Source organism: Arcobacter sp. s6, from assembly GCF_040884245.1.
Classification (GTDB): domain Bacteria; phylum Campylobacterota; class Campylobacteria; order Campylobacterales; family Arcobacteraceae; genus Aliarcobacter.
The window spans coordinates 40803-67169 of record NZ_JBEVTN010000013.1; the positions used below are offsets into that span (position 1 = coordinate 40803).

Below are 26367 nucleotides of genomic sequence, written 5' to 3' on the forward strand. Positions count from 1 at the left end.
CAAAATGTGATATTTATCTTCTGTAAAAAAAGTTTTGGATATAATGTACACTAATATAATATTAGGTATAAAATATGCAAAACATTCAAATCTGGCACAATCCAAAATGCTCAAAATCAAGAAATGCAATGACTCTTTTAGAAGAAAAAGGTATCAATGCTGATGTTATAAAATATCTTGAAACAAATCCTTCAAAAGATCAATTAAAAGAAGTATTAAAAAAACTAAATATGAAAGCATCTGAACTTTTAAGAACAGGTGAAGATATTTATAAAGAATTAAATCTAAAAGACATTATTGATGAAGAAAAACTAATAGATATTATGATAGAACATCCAATATTAATTGAACGACCAATTATAATAAAAGGTGATACTGCTGTGATTGCTAGACCTATTGAAAATTTAGAAGAGCTAATTAAATGATATATGAAATAAACGAAAAACAACAAAGAATAAAATATATAAGAGTATTAGAAAAATTTTTTACAAGAACTGTTTCTTTATTAAAATTAGATAACTTTGATAAAGATTTATTTATACAAAGAACCATAAAAAACTATGATGAGTTCACTAAAACAAAAGAAATAGATTTATACTCAGATTATTATACAGATTTAAAAGACTATATAAATCGAACAATGTTTTATGTAAATGAACATAGTAAAACTTTTGAAGAAGAAAGAGCAAACTTATTAAAAGATGCAAATCTTCTACAAAAAGAGAAAAATAGAAGCTCATATAAAAAAGATAAGCACAAAAATCAAAGCTTCAACGATGGATATTAATGGCTCAAGAAGAGTATAAAAGTTTCAAATTATCGGGAGTTATAAAAAAAATTTTATATAAAAATGAAGAAACAAAATACATAATAGCAGTTTTGGAAAACAATCAAAAAATTTGTGGAGCATATTTTGATACAGATATCGAAAAAATTGTTGGTGAAGAAGTTATTTTAAAAGGAAACTGGACAACCCATAAAAAATATGGTGTTCAATTTGAATTTGATACTTTGGAACTAAAAGAAGCAGAAATTTTCTTTTTTCTTACAAAAATTGTAAAAGGTGTTGGTAAAAAATTTGCCCATGAACTCCTTGAAAAATATACAGAAGAAGAACTTGTTGAAATATTAAATGATAAACCTCAGGAGCTTTTAGATTTCAAAGGTATAAAAGAAAAAAAACTTCAAACTATAGTTTCTTCTTGGCAAAAATTTAAACACTTAAGAGAGTTAGGTTCCTTTCTAGCAAAGTTTGGTGTTACATCTAATCTAATTACTAAAATATATGCCTCTTTAGGTGAAATTGATAATTTAATTGAAAAAATAAAAACTAATCCTTATATTTTGATAAACATAAAAGGAATTGGATTTAAAAGAGCTGATGAAATAGCTAAATCACTGGGAATTGACCCTCGAAGTGAATTTAGAATAATGGCATGTTTAAATTATACGCTAAGAGAATTTTGTGATAATAATGGAAACTCTTCTATTGATAAGTTTCATTTATACAAACTTTTAGATGATTCCTTAAGATTTCATAATGAAGAGCTTTTATATGAACAAGCTATTTCTAAAATGTTAGTTGATGAAGATATTTTTGTAACAAGTGAAAATAGATATGCCTTGTCAATGCTTTATTATGCAGAAAAAAGAATACTTGATTTTTTTCAAAGAAGAAAAGATGAAAAAAATAGAAAAATCATTGCTACTTTTGATGAGTATCTAGTAAAAAAACAAGAAACTTTAGGGTTTGAGTTAAGTCCTGAACAAAAAAAAGCAGTTGAACTTATAAATAATGGAGATAAAACACTATTTTTAATAGGTTACGCAGGAACTGGAAAATCAACTTCAAGTAGGGCGATTTTAGAACTTCTTGAAGAAACAATGTCTTATGATGATATTATGACTATAGCACTTTCAGGAATTGCTTCTCAAAGAATTGCAGATACTACAGGTTATAACTCTTCAACTATTCAATCACTTTTGATGAAGCACAAAGAAAAAGATTTTTTTCCATATAAAGCTATTTTATTAGATGAAGCATCAATGGTAAATTCTGTTACTTTTTATCAAATTGTATCAAAAATTGATGATGATACTATATTTATAATCGTAGGTGATGATGGACAATTACCTGCTATTGGTGCTGGAAATGTACTTGCTGATGCTATAAAATTTGAACTTGCTCCCATTTGTAAATTAACAAAAATTTATAGACAAAGTGAAAATCAAGCTATAGCAGTTATTGCAAATGATATTAGAAAAGGTGAAGTTCCAGCTTATAAAGAAGAATACGAAGATTTTAAATTTATAGATGTTTCAATATTAAATTATTATTCACAAAAAAATTCTATTTCTTCAAATGATTTTGCAGATTTAAGAGGTGAAAATTCTGAATATATTTTAAATAATATTTTAAATATTTCATCATCATATATTGAAAAGTATTATGAATATATAAAGAAAAAGAAAATATCAAAAGCTTTAACACTTTTCCAAGTAATTACACCTATGAAAGCTGGAACTTTAGGTGTTGATAATTTAAATATTCAACTTCAAAAGCTTTTTAATCATACAAAGGGAAAAGCTTTTGTTTCAAAAGTTTATGAATATAAATTAACAGATAAAGTAATACATATAAAAAATGAAAATATGAAAGCTCAAACAATGAGTATGTATAAAAGTGCATCAACAGATTTCCTAGAAAGAAGAGTTTACAATGGTCAATTGGGACTTATAATTAAATTAGATTTTGATGAAGAAAAATGTATTGTTTTATATCCAAATGATGATATGGTAGTATTTTATGATTTTGATAATGTTCATTCATTATTATCTTTAGCATACTGTTTAACAATACATAAAACTCAAGGAATGGAGTATGAGAATGCTTTGATTCCTATGAGTTTCTCCCACTATATTATGCATAATACAAAACTTTTATACACAGCAATCACAAGAGCAAAAAAAATGTGTTTTATTGTAGGTGAAGAAGAAGCTTTTAAAAGTGCATGTAAAAAACTAGAAATAACAATTAGAGAATCTGTTATAAATGACCTGCTATCGAAGAAAGAACAAAAAAATATTTCAGAAAACATAGAAAAAATTATTGTTTAACAAACATAAAAGCAACTCTTTTGTATTATATCTAAAATTTTTAAGAGGATAATATTTTATGATAACGTGGATGCAAAGACATAAAAGATGGCTAGTTATTACTATTTGGATTAGCACAATTGCGTTTGTCGGAGCTGGCTTTGTTGGTTGGGGTTCTTATGAATATGGAAAACAAGGTGGAGTTGTAGCAGTTGTAGGTGATAGAGAAATATCAGTTGAAGAATATCAAGAAGAGTATTCAAACATTTATGAACAATATTCAAAAATGTTTGGTTCTATGTTCAATAAAGAGTTAGCTGAGCAATTAAAATTAAAAGATGTAGCTTATAAACAAGTTTTACAAAAAAATTTAATTTTATCATATGCTGATTCTTTAGGGCTTGATATTACAAATGAAGACATCGCAAAAGAGTTAGTAAAGTATGATGCTTTTATTAAAGATGGAAAATTTGACAAAGATACTTATATTAAGGTCTTAGCTCAAAATAGAATGACTCCAAAAGATTTTGAAGAGTCTTTAAAAAGAGGTTTATTATTACAAAAAGTTCAAACATTATTTGATTTAAATCCAAATGGTGCAGAACTAGAAAATTTAAGTAAGTTAATCTTTTTAGAAGATGATATTTCAATTAAAATTTTAAGTCTAAATGATATTTCTGTAGAATTAAAAGATGATGAATTAAAAAAATATTGGGAAGAGAATAAAAACTCATATATGTCTGAAGTTTCTTATGACTTACAATATAAAGAGATCCCCTTAATCTCATCTAATTCAACGCAAGATGATATTAATGCTCATTATGAGAAGTTTAAAATTGATTATAAACATGCAGATGGTAAAATCAAATCTTTAGAAGAAGCTAAAGAACAAATAATAAAAGATTTAGATGAAAAGTTTACAAAAACAGAAGCATTAAAAATTTACTTAAAAGTTAAAAAAGATGAAGAAAAGCTTGAATCTACTATTTCTTTTAAAGAATCACAATTACCATATTCACCTGATGATAATGCAAAAATATTAGAATCTAAAGAGGGTGAAATTATTAAACCTTTTGTACAAGATAATAAATATGTAATTGTTAAATTAAACAAAAAAAATCTTGCAGCTCCATTATCTTATGAAGATGCACTTTCAAGTGTAAAAGCTGATTATGAAAAAATATTAAAAAATAAAAAATTAGATGAATTATCTACGGCTCAATTAAAAGATTTTAAAGGTGATGATATCTTAGGCGTTACTAGAGAATCTATTACAAAAATTACAGGTTTAGATCAACAAGAAGCTGCAAAATTCTTAAATCAATTATTCTCTTCAACTACTAAAGAAGGAATAGCTAAATTAGATAATAAAGTAGTTTTATATAGAATTAATAATTCAAAAATTTCAGACTATGATAAAACAAAAGACGATGTTGTAAGAAGTACACTAAAACAACTTCAAGAGGAAGAACTAATGACAAATTTATTAAAAAGATTAGAAAATACTTTTCCAATTCAATCTTCAATTCAAGAAAAGGAGTAATAGTTGAATAATACTTTCTTAGCAATTGATATAGGTTCATCTACCATAACAGCAGTTATTGCAAAGCATGACCTCGAAAATAATATAAATATTTTGGGTACAGGTATTCAAAAAAGTAATGGAATTAACAAAGGTTTAATAATTAATATTGAAGAAGCATCTAAATCTATAAAAGATGCTGTTTCTGTAGCAAAAAGAACTACAACAGAACTTGTTGATACAACTGTTGTCTCTATTTCAGGTTCTTATTCAAAAAGTATTAGAAGTTCTGGCTCTGTTAATGTTCCAAATGGATTAATTACTGAAACTGAAATAAATCAAGTAATGCAAATGGCTTTATATAATGCAACAATAGTTCCAGAATATGAAGTTGTTCATGTTGTTCCAATTTTCTTTAAAGTTGATGATTCAATTGAAGTTGATAATCCTTTAAATATGAATGGATCAAGACTCGAAGTTTCAGTTTATATAGTAACAGCAAAAAGAACTGCTTTAACAAATATTAAATCAGCTCTTAAAATATCAGGTATTGAAGTTGTTAAATTTGTTTTAGATTCATATGCAGCTGCACTTGCAGTTCTTGATGATCAACAAAAGAAATTTGGAGCAATTGTAATAAACTTAGGTTCAACTACAACAGAATTTGTTTATTATAAAGGTAATTCTATTATATTTAATGGATTTATTCCTGTAGGTTCAAATCATATTACAAATGACTTATCAGTTATGCTACACACTCCACCAACAGCAGCTGAAAAAATAAAATTAGAATATGGCTCACTTGTAAGAAATTATTCTCCTAATAATGATTTAGGTGTTACAAAAGTAAAAATTCCAAGAATTGGCGATGAAGATAGTATTTCAGAAGTTGCTCTTGATTATATTCAAACTATTATTCATGCACGTGTTGAAGAAGTATTAGTTTTAGTTAAAAATAAATTAAAAAAGAGCGGTTTAATAGATAATACAGGTTCGGGAATTGTAATTACAGGTGGAATGAGTTATCTTGATGGAATAAAAAAGTTAACTGAAAAGATTTTTGAAGGTATTCCAATTAGCGTAGCTAATCCAAAAAATATCAAAAATGGTTTTATGAGTTTTGATGAAGCAAATATGGCAACTATTGTTGGATTACTTTTTTATTCATTAGGAACAAATAGAAGCTACCAATTGGATTCAAGTAAAAAATTAATTAAACCTGTTAAAAATGAAAGAGTTGTAGAGCAACAAAAAATTTCTCTTTCTAATAATAATCATACATCTGAAAAACCTCAGGTTGAACAGATGAAAGAACATATACAAATAAAAGACAACGCAACTGTTTTAACACCTTTAACGAGAGATAAGAAAAAAGGTGTTTCAAAATTCTGGGGTAAAGTATCGGAGTGGTTTTAATGGAGAATTTATTTAAAGTGGATGATATAAAAGTTGATATGCCAAGTAAAGTTTTATCTGATAATGTAGCTAAAATAGCTGTTATTGGAGTTGGTGGTGGTGGTTGTAATATGATCAACCATATGATAAATGAAGGTTCTCATAAAATTGATTTAATTGCTGCAAATACAGATTTACAAGTATTGCATATTTCTAAAGCTCCAAAGAAAATTCAATTAGGACTTAAACTAACAAAAGGTTTAGGGGCTGGTATGAAGCCAGAAGTTGGACGAGATTCTGCTGTTGAAAGTTATGAAGAGATAAAATCTACACTAAAAGGTGCTGATATTATTTTTATTGCTGCTGGACTTGGTGGTGGAACTGGAACTGGAGCTGCTGCTATTATTGCAAAAGCTGCAAAAGAAATTGGAGCATTAACTGTTTCTGTGGTTACAAAACCATTTACTTGGGAAGGTAAAAAAAGAGCAGGATTAGCAAATCTTGGACTTGAAGAGCTAAAAAAAGTTTCTGATTCAATCATTATAGTTCCAAATGATAGATTATTAGAAATAATTGATGAAAATGTTGGAATGAAAGATGCCTTTAAAATAATTGATAATATTTTATACCAAGCAGTAAATGGTATGAGTGAAGTTATTTTAAATCCAGGTAATTCTGATATTAATACAGACTTTGCTGATGTTAAAACTATTATGCAACATAAAGGTATGGCATTAATGGGTATTGGAAGAGCTAAAGGAGAAAATGCAGCTCAAAGAGCATTAGAAGATGCAATTGATTCTCCTTTACTTGATAAAGTTTCTTTAAATGGTGCTAAAGGTATTTTGATTCACTTTAATATCCATCCTCAAGTATCATTATTTGCAATTAATGATGTTATGGGATCTATAAATGATAGAATGGATTCAAATGCTGAGATTATATTTGGTACAACATCTGATTCTACTTTAGAAAAAGATGAAGTTAAAATTACTATTGTTGCAACTGGATTTGAATCTAGAAATGATGAACCTGAGGAAGCAGCAGAGGGAGCAGAAGAGAATACTCAAAATGCACTTCCTTTAGATATCGAAACTTATTTAGATACTCCTCCTTTGATGAGAGATTATATAGTTCAATATCAATTAAACTAATAATTTATTAAACTTATTAATAATTTAAACTTGAAATCTCAAGTTTAGATTATATTTTTTCTTTATATATAATTGTTTTGTTTCTTCCTTCATTTTTTGCACAATAAAGAGCATCATCAGCTTTTTTAAATAGTGAGTTAATATTATCATTTTTCTCATAACTTGAAATACCTAAAGATATTGTTTTTGTACCAATTTTGTAGAAATCATGATTTTCAATAATTTTTCTTAACTTTTCAGCTAATACAAAAGCACTATTTTTATCTGTATGAGTACATATTATTAAAAATTCTTCTCCACCATATCTTCCAAATATATCAGAACTTCTTAAGTTTTCGGTGATTATAGAGCTCATTGTTTTTAGTGTTTCATCACCTATTAAATGGCCAAAATTATCATTTACATATTTAAAATAATCTATATCTAAAATAATCAAAGATAATTCACTTTGGTGTCTTTTTACAACATCTAATTCTATTTGTAAAATTTCATCTAACATTCTTCTATTATAAATACCGGTTAGTTTATCAATCGATGCTATTTTTTCAAGCTCTTTTTTTGTAGTTATATCAATACCGATTGAAACGTAATTTTCTATTTCATTTGTTTCAATATTCATTTTAGGAATGATGTGCTGTTCTAGCCAATATTCTTCACCATTTTTATTTCTATTTTTAATTTCTCCCATCCAAGTTTTTCCATTTGATATTGTTTTCCATAATTCTTGAATAATTTTTTTATCTCGTTCTTTATCTTTTATTATTCCTATTGGTTTGCCTATTAACTCTTCTTTTGAATAACCACTTGATTTTTCAAAAGCGCTACTTACTCGAACTATTGTGCTATCAGGTTTAGTTGTTGCAGTGATTACATATTTATCAATAATTGATGTAAATTCATTTAGTTTTTCATGGGCACGTAAAAGTTTTTCTTGTAGGGTTGAAGGTGTTTTAGATGCTAAAAAAGCCATGATTAAACTTAGAATAACTGTTAATGCAAAAACAAAAATTGCAGTATTTATTTTTTCTTGAATTAATTCTTTTTTATAATCTTTTTTTGTCTTTAAAATCATAAGTGCATCATCATCATTCTTTAAAATATTTTTTAAAGGAAAAATATAAACACCTATTGTATTTAATCCATCTGGAAAGTCTTCTTTGATATCTATTTTAATATTTTTGTATTTGTTAAAAGAATATTGATTATTTTTATGTAGAATATAGTTTTGATCTTTATCAATAATATAGTGATCAAATGATGGTGATTTACCAATTGCATCAAATAAATTATTCATAAGAATATTAACAATAACCGTACCTGTAAATTGATTATCTTGAATTAATGGCATTGCTACTCTAAGAGTTGGTTTATATGGAATTTCAATTTTTCCATATTCCATATTTAAATCTAACTTTGAATAATAAATATCTTCTTTTTTACTATTTGATAGTAGTTTAAAATAATCACTATCTCTTTTGTTTTGAAAATCTTTTTCATGAATTAATAAAATATTTTTTGTTTTATTATCTCTTTCAACATAAATTAATTCTTGACCATCTCTATCAATTAATTTTGCTTTCATTATTGCGTTATTACTATTAGCAATTGCAAAAAAGATTTCTTCTAATTCTTGTTTTTTATCTGAATTCTTTGTTCTTATATATTCTTTAATAATTTCATTATTAGCTAAAGATTTAACAATATTATTCATATTTTCAATAGTTGGTTTTAATATTGTTTCAATTTTTATTTCTGAGATTTCTTTTGCTTTTCTATCTAATTCTTTTTGAATATCTTTAACTTGAAAATTATAACTGATAATTGCACCAAATAAAGAAATAACAATTCCAAAAATGATGAAGTAAAGAGTAAAGAATTTGTGAAAATTTTTTTGCGTCAAAATAAGCCCTTAGCGTTGATTAAGCTTATTTTAACATAAAGACACTTTATTTTTCTTGTTTATATTTGGAAGTCTATTGGCTTATTTGTTTTATCATCATTCCATTCAAATATAAAGCACATAGGTAGTTTGTCTTTTTTACCTAATATTACAGCTGTTATATATCCTGAGATAAAAATAGATGAAATTGCAAGTAAAGAAGCAAAGGCTAGAGTTGAAAATCCTGTTAAGCCTTGCCCAACAGTACAACCTATTGCTAAAACTCCTCCTACACCCATTAAAGATCCACCAATCATGTTATATTTTACCTTATTCATATTTTGATTAGCAGTACATCCAAAGCTATATTTTCTATTTATAAATGACATAGCAAAAGTTCCTATTAAAACACCACAAACAAGAGTTATTGCAAAAGCTATTTCATTTACTTGATAGTAGGTAAATAACTCTAAAGTTTTAGCTATTGGATAAACAAATGTAATACTTGATAATTCAATTGTTCTCTCCAAACTTTCTTCACCCATAACTCCTGTTACATACCAAGCAATACTTACTAATAAACCAATTAACATACCATCTACTAGAGTTAATATTCTTTTCACTTTTTTTACCAAAAGAAGTAAAATAACAGTTAAAATTCCAATAACTATATAAATATTCATTTGAGTATTTTCAATGGCACTTGACCATTGTATTAGTGTTTCATTATTAGTAAATGGATTTAAAAAACCAGCTAATAAACCTTTTACAGTTGCATATGCAAAAATTCCTATAAAAATAAGCGTTACAAGAGCATTTGAATCACCTTGTGCAAATTTTACTAAACTTCTACTACTACAACCATCTGCTATCATCATTCCAGAACCAAATAATAAACCACCAAAAATAATAGAAAAGTAGTTTATGTTTGATTTAAAATAGTTTGTTTGTGTTAAATCTATTTCAAAATGATTTGCCATAATTGTAGTTGCAACAATTGCAACAATCATGGCCATCACAACAGATGCAGCTCTTTTTGTAGATTTTGTTAATATATAGTCTTTTATAGATCCACTAAAACAAAATTGATTTTTTTGTGCAATTACTCCAAAAGCAATTCCTATAAATAATCCTAAGATATTTATTATTTCATATATTTCTAAATCAAACATTTATATATCATCCTCATCATCGCTCATATCTTCTAAATCTTGAAGAATTTTAACAGCATCTTCTTGGCTCAAAATATTTTTCTCAATATGTACTAATACTTCTTCATAATATTTTTTCACATCTAACATATATTCTAAATGTGTTTTTAAATCTTCACTATCTTTTTGTTTTGAAATAAACTTTTCTATTGTTTTTATTTCTTCATTTACTTGAATTAATACTTCAGTTTTTAATAATTTCTCTAATTCTTTTATCGAATTCATAGTTTTTCCTTTTATTTTGTATGATTATTTACTGTATTTGGTATTGTATATCCACTTGCTTGATATTTCAAAGCTTGAGGATATTTTTTATAATGTTCCCTCACTATTGAAGCTAATTTTTCTTTTGTTGATATATTTATTATTCCATTATCTTCAATAGAATCAACAAGGGCACTTACAAGTTCATCCTGTGGTTTTTCTACTTTTTGTATCCAAGATTTTAATAAACTTTTATTTATAAAAGAAGGAAGGGAACCCATTATTCCTATATCATTTTGATTATGAACTAAAAGCCCAGATGTTGTTCCTCTATCTAGTGTTAACACTTGAAATAAGTATAAAGTATGGTAATTAAGTTGTTTTTCAGTGTCTTGAACACTAAAAGTTATTCTAGTTTTAAAAGCATTTTCAATTATATTTATATACGTATCAATAATTCCTTTACCAAAATTTTGAGCAAAAGTAAAATCTTCTTTTTCGTTTTCAGTTTTATAATTTTCTAAATAAAAATGACAAATACCTCTATGTTTATTAAGTGCTGGAATAAAAAAATATTTATTTCCTTGATTAATTCCCTCATCATAGCTTTCATTTGATAGCTCTTTTAAACTATTATTGAATACTTCTTTATCTTCTTCATTTTCAATACTTGGGTTTAAATCAGCCATAACTCTCCAATAAGAGTTACCATCTCTAAGACATGTTAAGCTTATATGAATATGAATTGATGGAACATTTGGATTTTTGGGATGAATAATTGTTGAAATTGCTGTTGCACTTTGAAGAGATTTTGTTTCATCTTCATCATAATGAACTTGAGAAACATTTACACTTGCAGTGTTAAAAAGTATATTGTCTTTCCCCTCAAATCTATTTCCACCACCGTGAATTCCACTATCTCTTAACCATTTTACTTCTTCAAATTGTTTATTTTCACCCAAAATTGAACTTAATAAATCTAGCTTATCAACAAATCTCTTTTGTAAAAGACTTATTAATTTATAAGCTTTTGTTGCATTTATAGATTTAGCCATAATTATACTCATTTTACAAGCTCCTTTAAGCAATCTTCAAATTCACCAAAGATTATATCCTCGACACTACAAGCAATCATTAGATTAATTGGATAATCAAAATCTTCAATAAATCTGTTATCTAAATCAACTAAAATATTATCTAAAATCTTTGTTTCATCACTTGAAAATGTATCAATATAATTTTGCTTTTTCTTCATATATCCATAAACTTTTTTACCTAAAGCACTTGCATATCCACATTCCCAAATAGTTCCACTATCAGCTTCTTTACCTCTAAAAGCATTTATATTTGCAATTACAATATCACATTGATTTATTAAATTTACATTTGCTTTATAGATATCTTGGGCAATTTTATTTTTTTCTTGATTGAAGTCTATCACATTATCTAAGGGATAAAGTCCAATAAAACCATACTTTTCACAAAGTTTAACAAACTTTTTCCCAATTTCAATTGAGTCGGGTTCAAATACATCGAATCCTGCTATATATATCTTTTTCATGGTGGAATTATATATAAATTAACTTAATCAACTACTATTATCTAGCTTTCTATATTTTTTAACACTTGTATCTTGTATAATCGGTACATTATTTAGGATAATTAGAAAAAGAAACACTTTTTACTGTTTGTCTAAATCTAAATAAAGATGATATTATTAAACTAATAAAAAATTCTTTTAACTCATCTTTTATAGATAATGATTTGAAATTTTTTTATATAGCTAAAGTAATTGAACTAACAAAATAAAGGCAAAAAATGAGCGAAATTTTAAATTATGTGAAAATAAATGAACTAATATCAACTTCAGGACAACCAAGTGTTGAGCAGTTTAAAGAAATTGCAGATTATGAATATGAAGTTATTATAAATCTAGCTTTACACAATGCTTCAAATGCAATTGAAAATGAAGATAAAGTAGTAACAAATTTGAAAATGGCTTATTTTCATATTCCTGTGGATTTTGATAAGCCAAAATTATCAGATTTAAAACTTTTTTTAAATCTTTTACAATCACTTGGAGCAAATAAAGTATGGATTCATTGTGCATTAAATTATAGAGTTAGTGCTTTTATGTATGTTTATCATAAATACATATTAAAAACACCATTTGAAAATATTGATTTATCTATTTTTGAAGAATGGAGTCCTGAACCAATATGGCAAGAATTAATGAAAGTTAATTATGAAGATTTATATAAAGCTTAATTAATTATTTTATTATATGGATAAATCATAGTCTTATGATTCTTTTGCTAATATATAACCATTAATTTAACAAAAAAAGATGGGAATTAATTTGAAAATAGAGACAAAGATAGAGAAGTTTAATGAGCATTTATATTTAGAAAGTGGAAGACTTTTAGAGTCATTTCAGATTATTTACGAAACTTATGGAGAATTAAACGAAGATAAATCAAACGTAATCATTATTTGTCATGCACTTTCAGGAAGTCACCACGCAGCAGGTCGATATGCAGATGAAGCAAAGCCTGGTTGGTGGGATAGATTTATTGGTGATGGAAAAGTAATTGATACAAGAAAGTATTTTGTAATTTGTTCAAATAACATTGGAAGCTCATATGGCTCTACAAACCCTATGAGTATAGATCCCTCAACTAAAAAAGAATATAGATTAAAATTCCCTGTTCTTGCTATTTCAGATATTGTAAAAGCACAAATGAAACTATATAAAAGATTAGGAATTTCAAATGCTGTTGCAGTTATTGGTGGAAGTATGGGTGGAATGCAAGCACTTTGTTATGCAATAGAACATCCAACTTTCGCAAAAGAAATTATAGCTCTTGCAACAACTGCATATACAAGACCTTGGGCAATTGCTTTTAATAAAATAGGAATGGAAGCAATAAGACATGATCCATTATTTAAAAATGGAAATTATAAAAAAGATGATCCTCAAGTTTTAGGACTTCCAGGACTTGCTGTTGGACGAATGGCTGGACTAATTTGTTATTTAAGTCCTAAGCTTTTTAATAATAAATTTGGAAGAGATTACTCTTCAACAGATGGATTATATGAATTATTTGGAAGATTTGAAGTTGAAAAATATTTAGAATACAATGCTTATAGTTTTCCAAAAATATTTGATCCCCTTTCGTATCTTTATGTATGTAAAACAATGAATATTTTTGATGCAGGAAGAAATAAAGATAAATTAGCAGACTCTTTTGATAAAGTTCAAGCAAATTTACACCTAATCGCATTTAGTGATGATATGCTATTTTTCCCTGAAGAAATGGAAGAAATAAGAGATGTTATGATAAAAGTAGGAAAAGAAAATCAAGTAAGTTACTTATTAGTAGATAGTCAATCAGGACATGATTCATTTTTAGTAGAAGTAGAAAAATTTGAAAATCATGTAAGAAATATTTTAAAGGATAAATAAATGGCAGAAATAAAAGATATAGAACAATCAAACTTTGAAGATAAAATTATAAAAGCTAAAGAGCTTTTAGAAAAACTCTCAAATCCACAAATTACACTTAGTGATTCAATAAACGTATATAAAACAGGTGTAAAAGAGCTAGAAGATGCTCAAAAACTTCTAGACGAAGCAAAATTAATATTTTCTACACAAACTAAGTTTTAATTATAATTTTTTAAATTATTTTATAGTAAAAATTTGATAAACTAAATACTACTAATAGTAGGAGAAGTTTATGAAATCTATCACACAGTTAGAAAATATCGACAAACCAAGAGAAAAGCTTATCAAAAAAGGTGTTCGAGCACTAAAGAATTACGAACTTTTAGCAGTTCTTCTTGGAAGTGGAGTCAAAGGAAAAGATGTAATAAGTTTATCAACTGAAATAATAAAGCTTTTTGAAGAAGATTTTGAAAACACAAATCTAGAAAAACTTGTAAATATTCATGGTTTAGGAATATCTAAAGCCTCACAAATTCTAAGCTCGATAGAACTATCCAAAAGATACCTAATCAAACAAAATAAAAAAATAACATCATCGAAAGATGTTTATAATGAATTAAAAGAGTATCACAATAAACAACAAGAATATTTTCTCTGTCTTTATTTAGATGGAGCAAATCATTTGATGCAAACAAAAGTTATAACAATAGGAATACTAAATCAAAGTTTAGTTCATCCAAGAGAAGTATTTTCCTACGCAATAGAAAAAAGATGTGCTAGTGTAATAGTAGCTCATAATCACCCAAGTGGAATACTAGAGGCAAGTATTGAAGATATAAACGTTACCGAAAGATTAAAAAAAAGTAGTCAAATTTTAGGTATTGAACTTTTAGACCATCTTATATTTACACAAAGTGGATTTATAAGTTTAAAAGAAGATGGTGTTATGTGATTAAAGTTTGCTATATATAAGTAAATGTGTAGTAAAATTAATTATTAAAATAATTTATAAATTTATATAAATGTTAATTTAAAAAGGTATGAAAATCTTATGGATATTAAAAAAACAAAGGTTAAATTTATAAAGTACACTGAGTTATGATGTCATTTGAATATTTAACAAAAGATTTTATTTTTGATTATACAACTTCATTAAAAGTAGTAGAAGAAGTACCTTCGTATTATATTTTTCCAACTGTTTATATAATTTATTCTAAAAAAACTAAAAAAGCTTATGTTGGTGAAAGCACAAATATACCACAACGAATAAAAAATCATTTGCAACATCCAGAAAAAAATCAACTTGAAAATATAAAAATAATTTTCAGTCCTTATTTCAATAAATCATCAGTTTTAGATATTGAAGCAAATCTTATTCAAAATATGATTGCAGATAAACAATTTACTTTAATAAATAGTAATTATGGAATAGCTCATCATAACTATTATCAAAAGAATGAGTATGAAAATACATTCAAAGATATTTGGAAAAATCTTCAATTTGAGAAGCTTGTTAAAAATGATTTACTTGATATTAAAAATTCTGATTTATTTAAGTATTCACCCTATAAAACACTTTCAGAAGATCAATATGATGCAATAAAAGAATATTTATATTTGTTAAATCATAATGAAATTAAAAATACTACTTTTATACAAGGAAGCGCAGGAACTGGTAAAACAATACTTGCAGTTTATTTAATAAAATTGCTTTTAAGTGAAATATCGCAGGATGAGTTAGAGGATAACTTTGAGGTTAGTTCATTAATAGAATTAGCTCAAGAGGTTAAAAGTAAGCTCAAAAAAAATAAAGAACAGTTGAAAATTGCTTTTGTAATACCTATGACTTCTCTTAGAAAAACTTTAAAAAAAGTATTTAAAAGTATATATGGCTTATCTCAAAGTATGGTTATTGGACCAAATGAACTTTCTAAAGATAGTTATGATTTAATAATTGTAGATGAAGCTCATAGATTAAAAAGAAGAAAAAATATTACGGGATATCAAGAGTTTGATAAAACAAATAAACATTTTGATTTAAATAAAGAGAAAGGGACGGAATTAGATTGGGTGATGCTTTCAAGTGATACCCAATTATTTTTTTATGATGAAAAACAATCTATTCGACCTACAGATGTAGAAAAAGAAAAATTTGATTTACTTAAATTAAATGCAACAGTAATAAAACTAAAATCTCAAATGAGAGTAGAAGGTGGAGAAGATTATATACAATTTGTAGATAAATTATTAAGTTCAGAAGATGATTTGATTTTATGGGAACAAACAAATAAATACGAGTTAAAAATATTTACTTCAATGAAAGATATGATTAATATATTAACAAAGAAGGAAAAAGAATATGGTTTATGTAGGCTTATTTCAGGATATTCTTGGAAATGGATATCAAGTAAATCTTCTTCACCTGATGTAATCTTAGATGAAATACCATTATATTGGAATAGAACAAGCCAAGACTGGATTAATTCAACAACGCAAATGAATGAAATGGGCTGTATACACACAACTCAAGGATATGATTTAAATTATTCTGGAGTAATATTCGGTAGTGATATAACATATAATGAGGAAACAAAACAAATAGAAATAATCAAAGAAAACTATTATGATAGAAATGGAAAAGCTGGAATTACTACTGATCAATTACATGACTATATAATTAATATATATAAAACAATTATGTATAGGGGAATAAAAGGTACTTATGTTTATTGTTATGATAAAAAACTAGAAGCTTTTTTTAAAAGATATATTCCAATTTATGAGTTAAAAGAAAGTAATAATGAAATAAATAATAATTCCGGGAATGATTTGCTTGTAGCTGAACCTAAAATAGTATATGGAGATAAATAGTCTATATTACAAGTAGCTCCAAAAAGAGACTACTTATAATTAATATCTGATTATTTTAATTTATAATCAGATAATTTAGCGAATTTATAGCCATCTTTTTTCAGTTTTTCAATAGCTCTTATCATACCTTCTCTAGTTTGTGATTCTGGATGATTAAAATGTGCGATAACAATATCACCATTTTTAGCTGTTAAAAATGCATTTTCAACTTTTTTAGCTGTATAAGTTGCTCCTGCATCTCCTAAAATAGAAAAACCAATAACTTGATGCTTTAATTTATTTGCTATTTTTACAGCAACTTCATCATAATAAGCTGTTCCCGATCTAAAATAAACTGGTCTTTTATTTGTTATTGACTGGATTTTTCTAGCACTTTGTTCTATTTCATCAACAAATTCTTCTATACTTGCTGTACCTTTTAATCCATAAGCCGATTCACCACTTACTGATGCTGGTTTATGTTCCATTCCATGATTTCCAATTTCAAAAAGTGGATTAGCAGCTAATTTTTTGAAAGTTTCAAGATTATTATCAATCCATCTTGCATTTATAAATAATGTTGCTGGAATTTGATTTTTTTCTAAATAAGAAATAAGTTTACCATCATATGCCATTCCATGAGGACTTCCGCATGCATCTAAAGTAATAGCAATTGTTTTATCTTTTGTTATTAACTGTGTTTTTACACCTTTAACATTCTCACCCCATTCTTTTGGAGTTTGCTTTTCAAATTGTTTAACTATAGATTTTTTTAATGTATCATAGTCATCTTTTGGAGCTGCAGCATATGCATTTAAAGACAATAGACAAACTAACGCGTAAATAAACGATTTTTTCATAATTTTCCTTGATGAAATTTGTAAAGCTAATAATACTATATAGATGATTAAGAATTGATAGCAGTCATAGTATTTTAATTTTAATTTGCTATTATTACAAAATGATATAAAAATAATAATCTAAAGTAATATACTAAGGAATAACTTATGAATGAAGAATTTAACGAATATTTTAACAGACAAATAAAACTTTGGGGACAAGAAACACAAAATTCACTTCAAAGTAAAAAAATTGCAATTATAGGAAGTGGTGGATTAGGTTGCACCTTAGCTATTGCTCTTGGAGCTTCTGGAATAGGGGAGTTTGCTTTTGTGGATTTTGATACAGTAGGTGTTCATAATATTCATAGACAAATAGGTTTTAAAGTTGGAGATGATGGAAAATATAAAGCAGAAGTTCTAAAAGAATTAGTAGAATCAAGATGCCCTTTTACAAAAGTTACAGCTTATACAGAAGGTTTTGATGACTTTGCTAAAAGAAGTTTAGATTTTGATTTAATCATAGATGCAACAGATAACCTTCCCACACGAGCAGCTATAAATGAATACTGCATGAAAAATAATCAAGCTTGGATTTACGGTTCAGTTGAAGAGTTTCATGGGCAAGTTTGTTTTTTTGAAAAAGCATCATATGAAGCTGTATTTCAAATAAATGATAGAAAACCAAATGGAATAGCTTGTCCTATTGTAATGCATATAGGTTCACTTCAAGCAAATCTAGCACTTAGATATCTTGCAGGTCTTAGTGTAAAAAAAGATGTTTTATATTACCTTTCTTTTGATAGTGAAGGTGTTTTAAATACAAAAAGATTCAATTTACCAACGGTATAATAAATATAGATAAAATAATAGGATTTAAATGTTACCAATAGAAACTTTACTTGCTTTTTTTTCAGCGGCTCTAATACTTGCACTAGTTCCTGGGCCTGATAATATTTTTGTTTTAACACAATCAATTTTTCAAGGGAAAAAATCAGGAATAATGGTAATGTTTGGCTTATGTACAGGACTTATTTTTCATACATTAGCTGTAACTTTAGGTGTGGCTGTTATTTTTCAAACATCAATAATAGCTTTTACAGTTTTAAAAATCATAGGAGCAGGGTATTTATTATATCTTGCTTGGCAAATTTTTAAAGCTCCAAGTGAAAAAATTGATACAAAAAACAATAAAATAATAGATTATAAAAAACTTTATTATCGTGGAATTATTATGAATATAACAAATCCAAAAGTTTCAATTTTCTTTTTAGCATTTTTACCTCAATTTACAAATCCTAGTCTAGGAAGTGTTCCTTTTCAGATGATAATATTAGGTGGACTATTTATACTTGCAACTATAATAATTTTTGGAATGATAGCTCTATTATCAGGAATATTATCTCAAGTTTTTAATAAATCTGAGAAATCTCAAATGATATTAAACAAACTGGCTTCTTTTGTATTTATATCACTTGCAATAAAATTAATAACCAGTAAACAATAATCATATAACCCAATTTTAAGCCCCTTTTAGATACACTATCCAAATTTTATAAAAATATATGTGGGGAATTTTTATGCCAAAAAGAGAAGATATAAAGTCTATTTTACTTATTGGTTCTGGACCAATTGTTATTGGTCAAGCGTGTGAGTTTGATTACTCAGGTACACAAGCTACTAAAACGCTAAAAGAACTAGGATACCGAGTTGTTTTAATAAATTCAAATCCAGCAACAATCATGACTGATCCTGAGTTTGCTGATAAAACATACATTGAGCCAATCACAGAAGCTGTTGTTGCTAAAATTATTGAAAAAGAAAAAATTGATGCTATTTTACCTACAATGGGTGGGCAAACGGCGCTAAATGTTGCTACTTCAATGTATGATAAAGGTATGCTAGAAGGTGTTCATTTCCTTGGAGCTCATCCTGATGCTATTAAAAAAGGTGAAGATAGACATCTTTTCAACGAAGCAATGATAAAAATTGGTATGGATTTACCAAGAAGTGCAAATGCATATAGTGTTGAGGAGGCTATGAAAGTAGCAAAAGAAATTGGCTTCCCTGTAATTTCTAGAGCTTCATTTACCCTAGCAGGTGGTGGTTCTGGTGTTGCTTATAATATGGAAGAGTTTAAAAAACTTGCAGAAGCAGGAATTGATGCATCTCCAATTAATGAAATTGAAATCATGGAATCTATGCTTGGTTGGAAAGAATATGAGATGGAAGTTATCAGAGATAATAAAGATAACTGTATTATCGTATGTTCAATTGAAAATTTAGATCCAATGGGTGTTCATACAGGAGATTCAGTTACTATTGCACCTGCCTTAACTCTTACAGACAAAGAGTATCAAGATATGAGAAATGCATCTTTTGCAATTCTTAGAGAAATTGGTGTTGATACAGGTGGTTCAAATGTACAATTCTCAATCTGTCCAAATACAGGAAGAATGATTGTTATTGAAATGAACCCAAGGGTTTCAAGATCATCTGCTCTTGCTTCAAAAGCAACAGGATACCCAATTGCAAAAGTAGCTACTTTACTAGCTGTTGGATTTACTCTTGATGAAATTCAAAATGATATTACAGGAACAACTGCATCATTTGAGCCAGTTATTGATTATATTGTTACAAAAATTCCAAGATTTACTTTTGAGAAATTCCCTAAAGCTGAATCTACATTAACAACTTCAATGAAATCAGTTGGTGAAGTAATGGCAATAGGAAGAACTTTTAATGAATCAATTCAAAAAGCTCTTTGTTCACTTGAAACTGGTCTTATAGGTTTTGATAGAATTGCAGGTGATTTAGATTTAATCAAAAAAGAAATTAGAAGACCAAATGATAAAAGGCTTTTATATCTAATGGAAGGTATGAGACAAGGTCTTACAAATCAAGATATTTTTGACCTATCAAAAATTGATCCTTGGTTCTTAACTAAATTCAGAGAAATCCATGATTTAGAAGCTTCAATAAATGAATCAATTTTAAGCGATGCTGCATTTATGAGAAAAATCAAAACAAATGGTTTCAGTGATAAAATGATTGGAATGCTAATTGGTAAATCTGAAGAAGATGTATATTCAGCCCGAAAAGCATTAGATGTTGACTTTGAATATAACGAAGTTGATACTTGTTCTGCTGAGTTTAAAGCTTTAACTCCATACTTATATTCAACTACAAATATTACAAAATTACCAAAAGTAGCTAAACCTGAATCAAACGAGAAAAAAGTTATGATTATAGGTGGTGGGCCAAATAGAATTGGTCAAGGAATTGAATTTGATTATTGTTGTGTACATGCTTCGTTTGCTTTAAATGAAATGGGTGTAAAAACAATTATGTATAACTGTAATCCTGAAACTGTATCAACAGATTATGATACTTCAGATGTATTATATTTTGAACCAATTGATTTTGAACACGTAAGAAGCGTAGTTGAAAAAGAGAACCCAGATGGTGTAATTGTACATTTTGGTGGACAAACTCCATTAAAACTTGCAAATGCTTTAACAAAAGCTGGTGCAAAAATCATAGGAACAACTGCTGAAGTTATTGATTTAGCTGAAGATAGAAAAAAATTCTCTGCATTTGTTGAAAATATCGGATTATTACAACCTGAAAATGGAACAGCAGTTGAAGTAATAGAAGCTATACAAATTGCTGAAAAAATAGGATATCCAGTACTTGTTAGACCTTCTTTTGTACTTGGTGGAAGAGGAATGAAAATTGTTTATTCTACTGATGAATTAAAACAATATATGGATGAAGCTGTATCTGTATCAAATGATGCTCCTGTTTTAATAGATAAATTCCTAGATAGAGCGATTGAACTTGATGTTGATTGTATTTGTGATGGAAAAGAAGTTTATATTGGTGGAATTATGCAACATATTGAAGAAGCAGGTATTCACTCAGGTGATTCAGCTTGTTCACTACCTCCAATTTCAATTAGTGAAGAATTAATTAAACAATTGGAAACAAAAACTAAAGAAATGGCTTTAGGTCTTGGTGTTGTTGGGCTTATGAATACTCAATATGCAATTCACAAAGGTCAAATCTATTTAATTGAGGTAAATCCAAGAGCTTCAAGAACAGTTCCATTTGTAAGTAAAGCAACAGGTATGCCACTTGCAAAAGTAGCAACTAGAGTTATGTGGGGTGAAACTTTAAGAGATGCATTAAGCGTTTATGATAAAAATATTGTTCAAGAAGGTAATGGTGTATTAAAACCAAGATTAAAAGGACATGTATCTGTTAAAGAAGCTGTATTCCCATTTAATAAATTAACTGGTGCAGATTTATTATTAAGTCCTGAAATGAAATCTACAGGTGAAGTAATGGGTATTTCTGATAGTTTTGGTATGGCATTTGCTAAATCACAAAGTGCAGCTAAAAATAACCTTCCAAAAGATGGAAAAGTATTCCTTTCTTTATGTGATTTAGATAAAGAATTTGCTCCTTCTCTTGCAAAAGGTTTAACTGAAAATGGATTTACCGTAATTGCAACAGGTGGAACACATAAAGCTATTGCTGATGCAGGAATTGAATGTGAAAAAGTATTAAAAGTAAGCGAGGGAAGACCAAATATTATTGATTTCCTTACAAATGGTGATATTGCAATGGCTATTAATACAAGTGAAGCAAAAGAATCATCAAAAGATGATGGGAAAGAAATTAGAAGATCAGTTCTTAAAATGAATGTTCCATATTTTACTACTGTAGCAGCAGCTATAGCATCAGTTGAAGCAATTAAAGTATTAAAAACAAATGATGTTTCAACACCAAAATCTATTCAAGAATTTCTTAACGATTAATAGTTTTAAATGAATTCATCGTTAATCTATCTAGTTCAAACAGATACAACAGTGGGTTTCTCATCATCAAGTGATGAGAAACTCTCAAGTGTAAAAGAAAGACCAATCACAAAAAAAATACTAAACACGGTAGACTCATTTGATATACTGAATAAAAATACAAGAGTTCCAAAAAACTTTAGAAAAAAAGTAAGAAATAGTAAAAAAACAACATTTATTTATCCAAATGGAATGTCATTTAGAGTAGTAAATAAAGATTCAGATTTTTATGACTTTATTTATAAATTTGGAATTTTATACTCAACATCAGCAAATAAAACAGCTCAAAAGTTTGATAAAGATTTTGCAACAATAGGAGCAGATATTTTAGTAGAAGATAAAAAAGGTTTTTACGAAACCACAGCATCTAGAATAATCAAGTTATCAAAAAGAACTTTTAAGAAAATAAGATAGAAAAATTCCCAAAATACTATTTTTAAGCAAAAACAAACACAAAGTAAAATATAATCCTTATCTAAAAAATTGACCCTGTCGTCTAGCGGCCAAGGACGTCTGGATTTCCTCCAGAAGACGAATGTTCGAATCATTCTGGGGTCGCCATTGATTTAAAGGGCTTTGTTAAGCTTTTTAAGTTTTCTTATTTTTACCATTTCCCACTTATTTCCCACCTAAATATAAATTCTGATTCTATTTTTAATTAAAAGTATTGTAAATTGAAATACTTGGAATTTTATTTTTTTAAATATAGATAGGACTATTACCACTTTATAGGTGCTTAAAAATACTAATGATTAATTATTGTTTTATATTTAGTATATAAACTAAATAAAAGTATTAAAATAGTAAATCAAACTTAAATGAATATTTAAAAGTTCATAAAATATTTTCTTTATTTATCCCCAGAAACTATATTTTTTTTCACAAAATATTTATTGATATTCCTTTTCATTTTGCGCTAATTTAATCTTTACTCATAAATTAGATAGTCAAATAATAAATAAACTTTCAAAATATAAACTTGGATGGAAAATAGTTCTAATTATGTCATAGAATTTGATACTGCTTTTTAGAAAGAAAAAATACTTTTAAGCTCAACAGTGTTTTCAAATGAAATTGCTAGTAAAATCTCAATATTATAAGCTCATGTTCTTTTATATATAAAAATTATTATTCTTTACAATATTTTATAAATACTGTATACTTTATTTATTAAGAATTATTATTTCTATATTAATAGATAAAAAGGAAGCTATTATGAATTCAAATGAACTTAAACTTTCAGTTGATTCTTTCTTATTATCAGAAACTGATGAAAAAGGAATTATTCGTTATGCAAACGAAGAATTCTGTCAGTTTGCAGAGTATAAATTAGAAGAATTAATAGGAAAACCACATAATATTGTAAGACACACAGATATGCCAAAAGCTGCTTTCAAAGATTTATGGGAAACAGTACAAAAAGGTAAACCATGGAAAGGTTTTGTTAAAAATTCTACTAAATCAGGTAAATTTTATTGGGTTTTTGCAACTGTTTTTCCATTTATTGCTTGTGATGGTTCCAAAGGTTATATTTCTTGCCGAAGAATGGCTTCTCAAGATGAGATTGATAAATATACTGCAATATATAAAACTATGAAATAGGAATTTGCCATGTTAATTACTTTAAAAAGATTATCTTTAGAAAATAAAATGAAAATAATTGCAGGATTTCCTTTAATATTTATTATTATTTTATCATTAAGTGTGTTAATTGATTCATATAAGGAAAAAAGCAAATTAGAATCAATTAAACAAATAGTGCTATTAAATACAAAAATATCATTATTACTACATGAAACACAAAAAGAAAGAGGAGCTAGTGCTGGTTATTTAGGAAGTAAAGGAAGTGAATTCAAAGAAAATTTATTAAAACAAAGAACTATCACTGATTCTAAAATTAATGAGTTAAATACTTTTTTAAATACTTTTTCATTTGAAAATTATTCGTCAAATAATAAAATTTTTATAGACAAAGCAACAAATGACTTATTAAATATTAAAGATATTAGATCTAAAGTTGATAGCTTAGAAATTGAATCAAAAAAAGCAATTGAATATTATACAAATATGAATGCAGATTTTTTAAGTTTTATAGCTAATACATCATTAATTGCACAAAATTCAGAACTAATAAGTAATATTAATGCTTATTATAACTTTTTAATGGCAAAAGAAAGAGCAGGGATAGAACGTGCAGTTGGTGCAGCTACTTTTGCAAATGAAACCTTTGCTCCTGGTATGTATCCTAAATTTTTAAGTTTAGTAAATGAACAAGATTTATTTCTTAAAATATTTAATATTTATGGAAGTCAATATGGAGAGTTTGCAAAGGAAAAAATGAGTAATCCTATTTTTGCAGAAGTTCAAAGAATGAGAGATATTTTACTTTCATATTCTGAAAATACAGATATTAAATTTGATATTGAATCGAAATATTGGTTTGATACTATTACTAAAAAAATAAATATTTTAAAAGAAATAGATGATTATGTAATTCAAAATATTAATACTAAAATTGATACATTTATAAGTGAAGAAACTAAAAGAATGTATATTATTGCATTAGGATTAATTTTTATAATCTTATTTACAGTAGTTTTTGTTCAATTTTTTATTGGTAGTATTAACAGAGTTCTTAAAAAAATTAATGATGGTATAGAACAATTTATGAAATATCTAAATAAAGAGATAAATGAAATTGAATATATTAAAGTAGGTACTAAAGGCTCTTTAGGTTATTTAGCAAATATGGTAAATAAAAATATTGATACTATTAATGGTAGTTTAGAAAAAGATTTACTTTGTGTTGGTGAAGCTACAATTACACTCGATAAGGTTCAAAAAGGTTATTATGGATGTCGAGTTAATTCAGTTGCTGCCAATCCTCAAGTTAGAATATTAGCAAAAAATATTAATAGTATGTTAGATAATCAACAAAGAGTTATAAATGAAATTTTAAAAGTACTAAACGAATATACAAATTATAATTATTTAAGTGTGATAGATACTACAGGAATAGAAGGCGAATCAAAACAAATGGTTGAGGGGATTAATGCTTTAGGTCAAGCTATCACAAATATGTTAATTGAAAATAAAACAAATGGTCAAACTTTAGATGAAGGTTCTACTCAATTATTAAATAACGTAGATCAATTAAATAAAGCTTCAAATGATGCTGCAGCAAGGCTTGAAGAAACAGCAGCAGCAGTTGAAGAGATTACAAGTAATATTGCTTCAAGTACTCAAAATATCGCACAAATGGCAAAAAATGCAAATGAATTAACAGTTTCTGCAAATGAAGGTGAAAAACTAGCAACTCAAACAGTTTCTTCAATGGATGATATAAATACTCAAGTTACTGCAATAAATGAGGCTATTACTGTTATAGATCAAATTGCTTTCCAAACAAATATTCTTTCATTGAATGCAGCTGTTGAGGCAGCAACTGCTGGTGAAGCAGGGCGTGGATTTGCTGTTGTTGCTGCTGAAGTACGAAATCTAGCTGCAAGAAGTGCTGAAGCTGCAAATGAAATTAAAACATTAGTAGAAAATGCTACATTAAAATCAAAACAAGGAAAAGATGTAGCAGCTTTAATGATAAATGGTTATCATAATTTAAATGATAATATAACTAATACATTATCACTAATATCAAAAGTTGAAAATGCATCAAAAGAACAAAAATTTGGAATTGAACAAATTAGTGATGCAATTAATAGTTTAGATAAACAAACACAAATAAATGCAAATATTGCAAATCATACTAATACTATCGCTGTTGAAACATCGCAATTAGCTAAAAATGTAGTTGAAGCAACAAATACTAAAGAGTTTAGAGGAAAATATAAATAAGAGATTTAATCTCTTATTTTATAAAGTAGTAATTTTTTAAAATAAATTAGAGTAA

The 26367-nt window shown here is 26.9% G+C and carries 23 protein-coding genes and 1 tRNA gene; 18 read left to right on the forward strand and 6 right to left on the reverse strand.

What is annotated here, in order from left to right:
• Positions 1-74 precede the first annotated feature (74 nt).
• From arsC to ftsZ, 6 genes are read left to right on the forward strand one after another with little or no spacing between them, the layout of a single operon-like run.
• The gene (gene arsC, locus ABVS04_RS09310; RefSeq protein WP_368030430.1) at positions 75-425 is read left to right on the forward strand and encodes an arsenate reductase (glutaredoxin); all 351 of its coding nucleotides are present in this window, start codon (positions 75-77) and stop codon (positions 423-425) included.
• Positions 422-787, forward strand: a complete 366-nt coding sequence (locus ABVS04_RS09315; protein WP_368030431.1) for a hypothetical protein — start codon at positions 422-424, stop codon at positions 785-787. Before arsC ends, ABVS04_RS09315 begins: the two co-directional genes overlap by 4 nt.
• Positions 787-3117 carry an AAA family ATPase gene (locus ABVS04_RS09320; RefSeq protein WP_368030432.1) on the forward strand — a complete coding sequence of 777 codons (2331 nt, stop codon included), beginning with the start codon at positions 787-789 and terminating at the stop codon, positions 3115-3117. Before ABVS04_RS09315 ends, ABVS04_RS09320 begins: the two co-directional genes overlap by 1 nt.
• A 58-nt stretch (positions 3118-3175) precedes the next feature.
• Complete coding sequence (locus tag ABVS04_RS09325) at positions 3176-4639, forward strand: peptidylprolyl isomerase (protein ID WP_368030433.1); 1464 nt, start codon at positions 3176-3178, stop codon at positions 4637-4639.
• Positions 4640-4642: 3 nt separating this feature from the next.
• Positions 4643-6034: a cell division protein FtsA gene (gene ftsA, locus ABVS04_RS09330; RefSeq protein WP_368030434.1), complete on the forward strand. Its 1392-nt coding sequence runs from the start codon at positions 4643-4645 to the stop codon at positions 6032-6034.
• Positions 6034-7167, forward strand: a complete 1134-nt coding sequence (gene ftsZ / locus ABVS04_RS09335; protein WP_368030435.1) for a cell division protein FtsZ — start codon at positions 6034-6036, stop codon at positions 7165-7167. The genes ftsA and ftsZ overlap by 1 nt, the downstream gene beginning before the upstream one ends.
• 49 nt (positions 7168-7216) lie before the next feature.
• Here the strand turns inward: ftsZ and ABVS04_RS09340 are convergent, their stop codons facing one another.
• Genes ABVS04_RS09340 through ABVS04_RS09360 form a run of 5 tightly spaced genes read right to left on the reverse strand, consistent with a single transcriptional unit; the run spans position 7217 to position 12022 of the window.
• Positions 7217-9067, reverse strand: coding sequence for a GGDEF domain-containing protein (locus tag ABVS04_RS09340; protein ID WP_368030436.1), 1851 nt, complete (start codon positions 9065-9067; stop codon positions 7217-7219).
• Positions 9068-9126: 59 nt separating this feature from the next.
• Positions 9127-10218, reverse strand: coding sequence for a YeeE/YedE family protein (locus tag ABVS04_RS09345; RefSeq protein ID WP_368030437.1), 1092 nt, complete (start codon positions 10216-10218; stop codon positions 9127-9129).
• The gene (locus ABVS04_RS09350) at positions 10219-10482 is read right to left on the reverse strand and encodes a hypothetical protein (protein WP_368030438.1); all 264 of its coding nucleotides are present in this window, start codon (positions 10480-10482) and stop codon (positions 10219-10221) included.
• 11 nt (positions 10483-10493) lie between these two features.
• Positions 10494-11528 (reverse strand): coproporphyrinogen III oxidase, encoded by a 1035-nt coding sequence (locus tag ABVS04_RS09355; protein WP_368030439.1) that lies wholly within the window; start codon positions 11526-11528, stop codon positions 10494-10496.
• The gene (locus ABVS04_RS09360; protein ID WP_368030440.1) at positions 11525-12022 is read right to left on the reverse strand and encodes a nucleoside 2-deoxyribosyltransferase; all 498 of its coding nucleotides are present in this window, start codon (positions 12020-12022) and stop codon (positions 11525-11527) included. Before ABVS04_RS09360 ends, ABVS04_RS09355 begins: the two co-directional genes overlap by 4 nt.
• A gap of 257 nt (positions 12023-12279) precedes the next feature.
• Between ABVS04_RS09360 and ABVS04_RS09365 the strand changes: the two genes are divergently transcribed.
• The 5 genes from ABVS04_RS09365 (at position 12280) to ABVS04_RS09385 (ending at position 16780) form a co-directional block, all read left to right on the forward strand.
• Positions 12280-12729, forward strand: a complete 450-nt coding sequence (locus ABVS04_RS09365; RefSeq protein ID WP_368030441.1) for a protein tyrosine phosphatase family protein — start codon at positions 12280-12282, stop codon at positions 12727-12729.
• A gap of 91 nt (positions 12730-12820) precedes the next feature.
• The gene (locus ABVS04_RS09370; RefSeq protein WP_368030442.1) at positions 12821-13927 is read left to right on the forward strand and encodes a homoserine O-acetyltransferase; all 1107 of its coding nucleotides are present in this window, start codon (positions 12821-12823) and stop codon (positions 13925-13927) included.
• The gene (gene xseB / locus ABVS04_RS09375; RefSeq protein ID WP_172126112.1) at positions 13928-14131 is read left to right on the forward strand and encodes an exodeoxyribonuclease VII small subunit; all 204 of its coding nucleotides are present in this window, start codon (positions 13928-13930) and stop codon (positions 14129-14131) included. It abuts the gene before it with no gap.
• 70 nt (positions 14132-14201) lie between these two features.
• Positions 14202-14861 (forward strand): DNA repair protein RadC, encoded by a 660-nt coding sequence (gene radC / locus ABVS04_RS09380; RefSeq protein ID WP_368030443.1) that lies wholly within the window; start codon positions 14202-14204, stop codon positions 14859-14861.
• 146 nt (positions 14862-15007) lie between these two features.
• Positions 15008-16780: a DNA/RNA helicase domain-containing protein gene (locus tag ABVS04_RS09385; RefSeq protein ID WP_368030444.1), complete on the forward strand. Its 1773-nt coding sequence runs from the start codon at positions 15008-15010 to the stop codon at positions 16778-16780.
• 50 nt (positions 16781-16830) lie between these two features.
• On the opposite strand, the gene ABVS04_RS09390 is transcribed toward ABVS04_RS09385, so the two are convergent.
• Positions 16831-17619, reverse strand: coding sequence for a polysaccharide deacetylase family protein (locus ABVS04_RS09390; RefSeq protein ID WP_368030445.1), 789 nt, complete (start codon positions 17617-17619; stop codon positions 16831-16833).
• A gap of 147 nt (positions 17620-17766) precedes the next feature.
• Here ABVS04_RS09390 and ABVS04_RS09395 point away from each other — a divergent pair, with 147 nt between their 5' ends.
• The 7 genes from ABVS04_RS09395 (at position 17767) to ABVS04_RS09425 (ending at position 26312) form a co-directional block, all read left to right on the forward strand.
• Entirely contained in the window at positions 17767-18450 is a 684-nt protein-coding gene (locus tag ABVS04_RS09395) for a ThiF family adenylyltransferase (RefSeq protein WP_368030446.1), read from the forward strand.
• A gap of 28 nt (positions 18451-18478) precedes the next feature.
• A complete protein-coding gene (locus tag ABVS04_RS09400; RefSeq protein WP_368030447.1) occupies positions 18479-19105 on the forward strand; it encodes a LysE family translocator in 627 nt (208 codons plus the stop codon).
• A 73-nt stretch (positions 19106-19178) separates the two neighbouring features.
• A complete protein-coding gene (carB, locus tag ABVS04_RS09405) occupies positions 19179-22421 on the forward strand; it encodes a carbamoyl-phosphate synthase large subunit (RefSeq protein ID WP_368030448.1) in 3243 nt (1080 codons plus the stop codon).
• A gap of 9 nt (positions 22422-22430) precedes the next feature.
• Positions 22431-22874, forward strand: a complete 444-nt coding sequence (locus ABVS04_RS09410) for a Sua5 YciO YrdC YwlC family protein (RefSeq protein ID WP_368030449.1) — start codon at positions 22431-22433, stop codon at positions 22872-22874.
• Positions 22875-22945: 71 nt separating this feature from the next.
• A tRNA-Glu gene (locus ABVS04_RS09415) sits at positions 22946-23021 on the forward strand.
• 654 nt (positions 23022-23675) lie between these two features.
• Positions 23676-24062, forward strand: coding sequence for a PAS domain-containing protein (locus tag ABVS04_RS09420; protein ID WP_368030450.1), 387 nt, complete (start codon positions 23676-23678; stop codon positions 24060-24062).
• Between the two features lie 9 nt (positions 24063-24071).
• Positions 24072-26312, forward strand: a complete 2241-nt coding sequence (locus ABVS04_RS09425; RefSeq protein ID WP_368030451.1) for a methyl-accepting chemotaxis protein — start codon at positions 24072-24074, stop codon at positions 26310-26312.
• The last annotated feature ends 55 nt before the right edge of the window (positions 26313-26367 follow it).

Bases quoted from the DNA above. Each gene is read 5' to 3' on its own strand.
- ABVS04_RS09400 (WP_368030447.1), top strand. From the start codon at position 18,479: ATGTTACCAATAGAAACTTTACTTGCTTTTTTTTCAGCGGCTCTAATA.
- ABVS04_RS09365 (WP_368030441.1), top strand. From the start codon at position 12,280: ATGAGCGAAATTTTAAATTATGTGAAAATAAATGAACTAATATCAACT.
- ABVS04_RS09325 (WP_368030433.1), top strand. From the start codon at position 3,176: ATGATAACGTGGATGCAAAGACATAAAAGATGGCTAGTTATTACTATT.
- ABVS04_RS09345 (WP_368030437.1), bottom strand. From the start codon at position 10,218: ATGTTTGATTTAGAAATATATGAAATAATAAATATCTTAGGATTATTT.
- ABVS04_RS09390 (WP_368030445.1), bottom strand. From the start codon at position 17,619: ATGAAAAAATCGTTTATTTACGCGTTAGTTTGTCTATTGTCTTTAAAT.
- xseB (WP_172126112.1), top strand. From the start codon at position 13,928: ATGGCAGAAATAAAAGATATAGAACAATCAAACTTTGAAGATAAAATT.
- ABVS04_RS09360 (WP_368030440.1), bottom strand. From the start codon at position 12,022: ATGAAAAAGATATATATAGCAGGATTCGATGTATTTGAACCCGACTCA.
- ftsZ (WP_368030435.1), top strand. From the start codon at position 6,034: ATGGAGAATTTATTTAAAGTGGATGATATAAAAGTTGATATGCCAAGT.
- ABVS04_RS09410 (WP_368030449.1), top strand. From the start codon at position 22,431: ATGAATTCATCGTTAATCTATCTAGTTCAAACAGATACAACAGTGGGT.
- arsC (WP_368030430.1), top strand. From the start codon at position 75: ATGCAAAACATTCAAATCTGGCACAATCCAAAATGCTCAAAATCAAGA.
- carB (WP_368030448.1), top strand. From the start codon at position 19,179: ATGCCAAAAAGAGAAGATATAAAGTCTATTTTACTTATTGGTTCTGGA.
- ABVS04_RS09385 (WP_368030444.1), top strand. From the start codon at position 15,008: ATGATGTCATTTGAATATTTAACAAAAGATTTTATTTTTGATTATACA.
- ABVS04_RS09425 (WP_368030451.1), top strand. From the start codon at position 24,072: ATGTTAATTACTTTAAAAAGATTATCTTTAGAAAATAAAATGAAAATA.
- radC (WP_368030443.1), top strand. From the start codon at position 14,202: ATGAAATCTATCACACAGTTAGAAAATATCGACAAACCAAGAGAAAAG.
- ABVS04_RS09320 (WP_368030432.1), top strand. From the start codon at position 787: ATGGCTCAAGAAGAGTATAAAAGTTTCAAATTATCGGGAGTTATAAAA.
- ABVS04_RS09420 (WP_368030450.1), top strand. From the start codon at position 23,676: ATGAATTCAAATGAACTTAAACTTTCAGTTGATTCTTTCTTATTATCA.
- ABVS04_RS09315 (WP_368030431.1), top strand. From the start codon at position 422: ATGATATATGAAATAAACGAAAAACAACAAAGAATAAAATATATAAGA.
- ABVS04_RS09395 (WP_368030446.1), top strand. From the start codon at position 17,767: ATGAATGAAGAATTTAACGAATATTTTAACAGACAAATAAAACTTTGG.
- ABVS04_RS09350 (WP_368030438.1), bottom strand. From the start codon at position 10,482: ATGAATTCGATAAAAGAATTAGAGAAATTATTAAAAACTGAAGTATTA.
- ABVS04_RS09355 (WP_368030439.1), bottom strand. From the start codon at position 11,528: ATGAGTATAATTATGGCTAAATCTATAAATGCAACAAAAGCTTATAAA.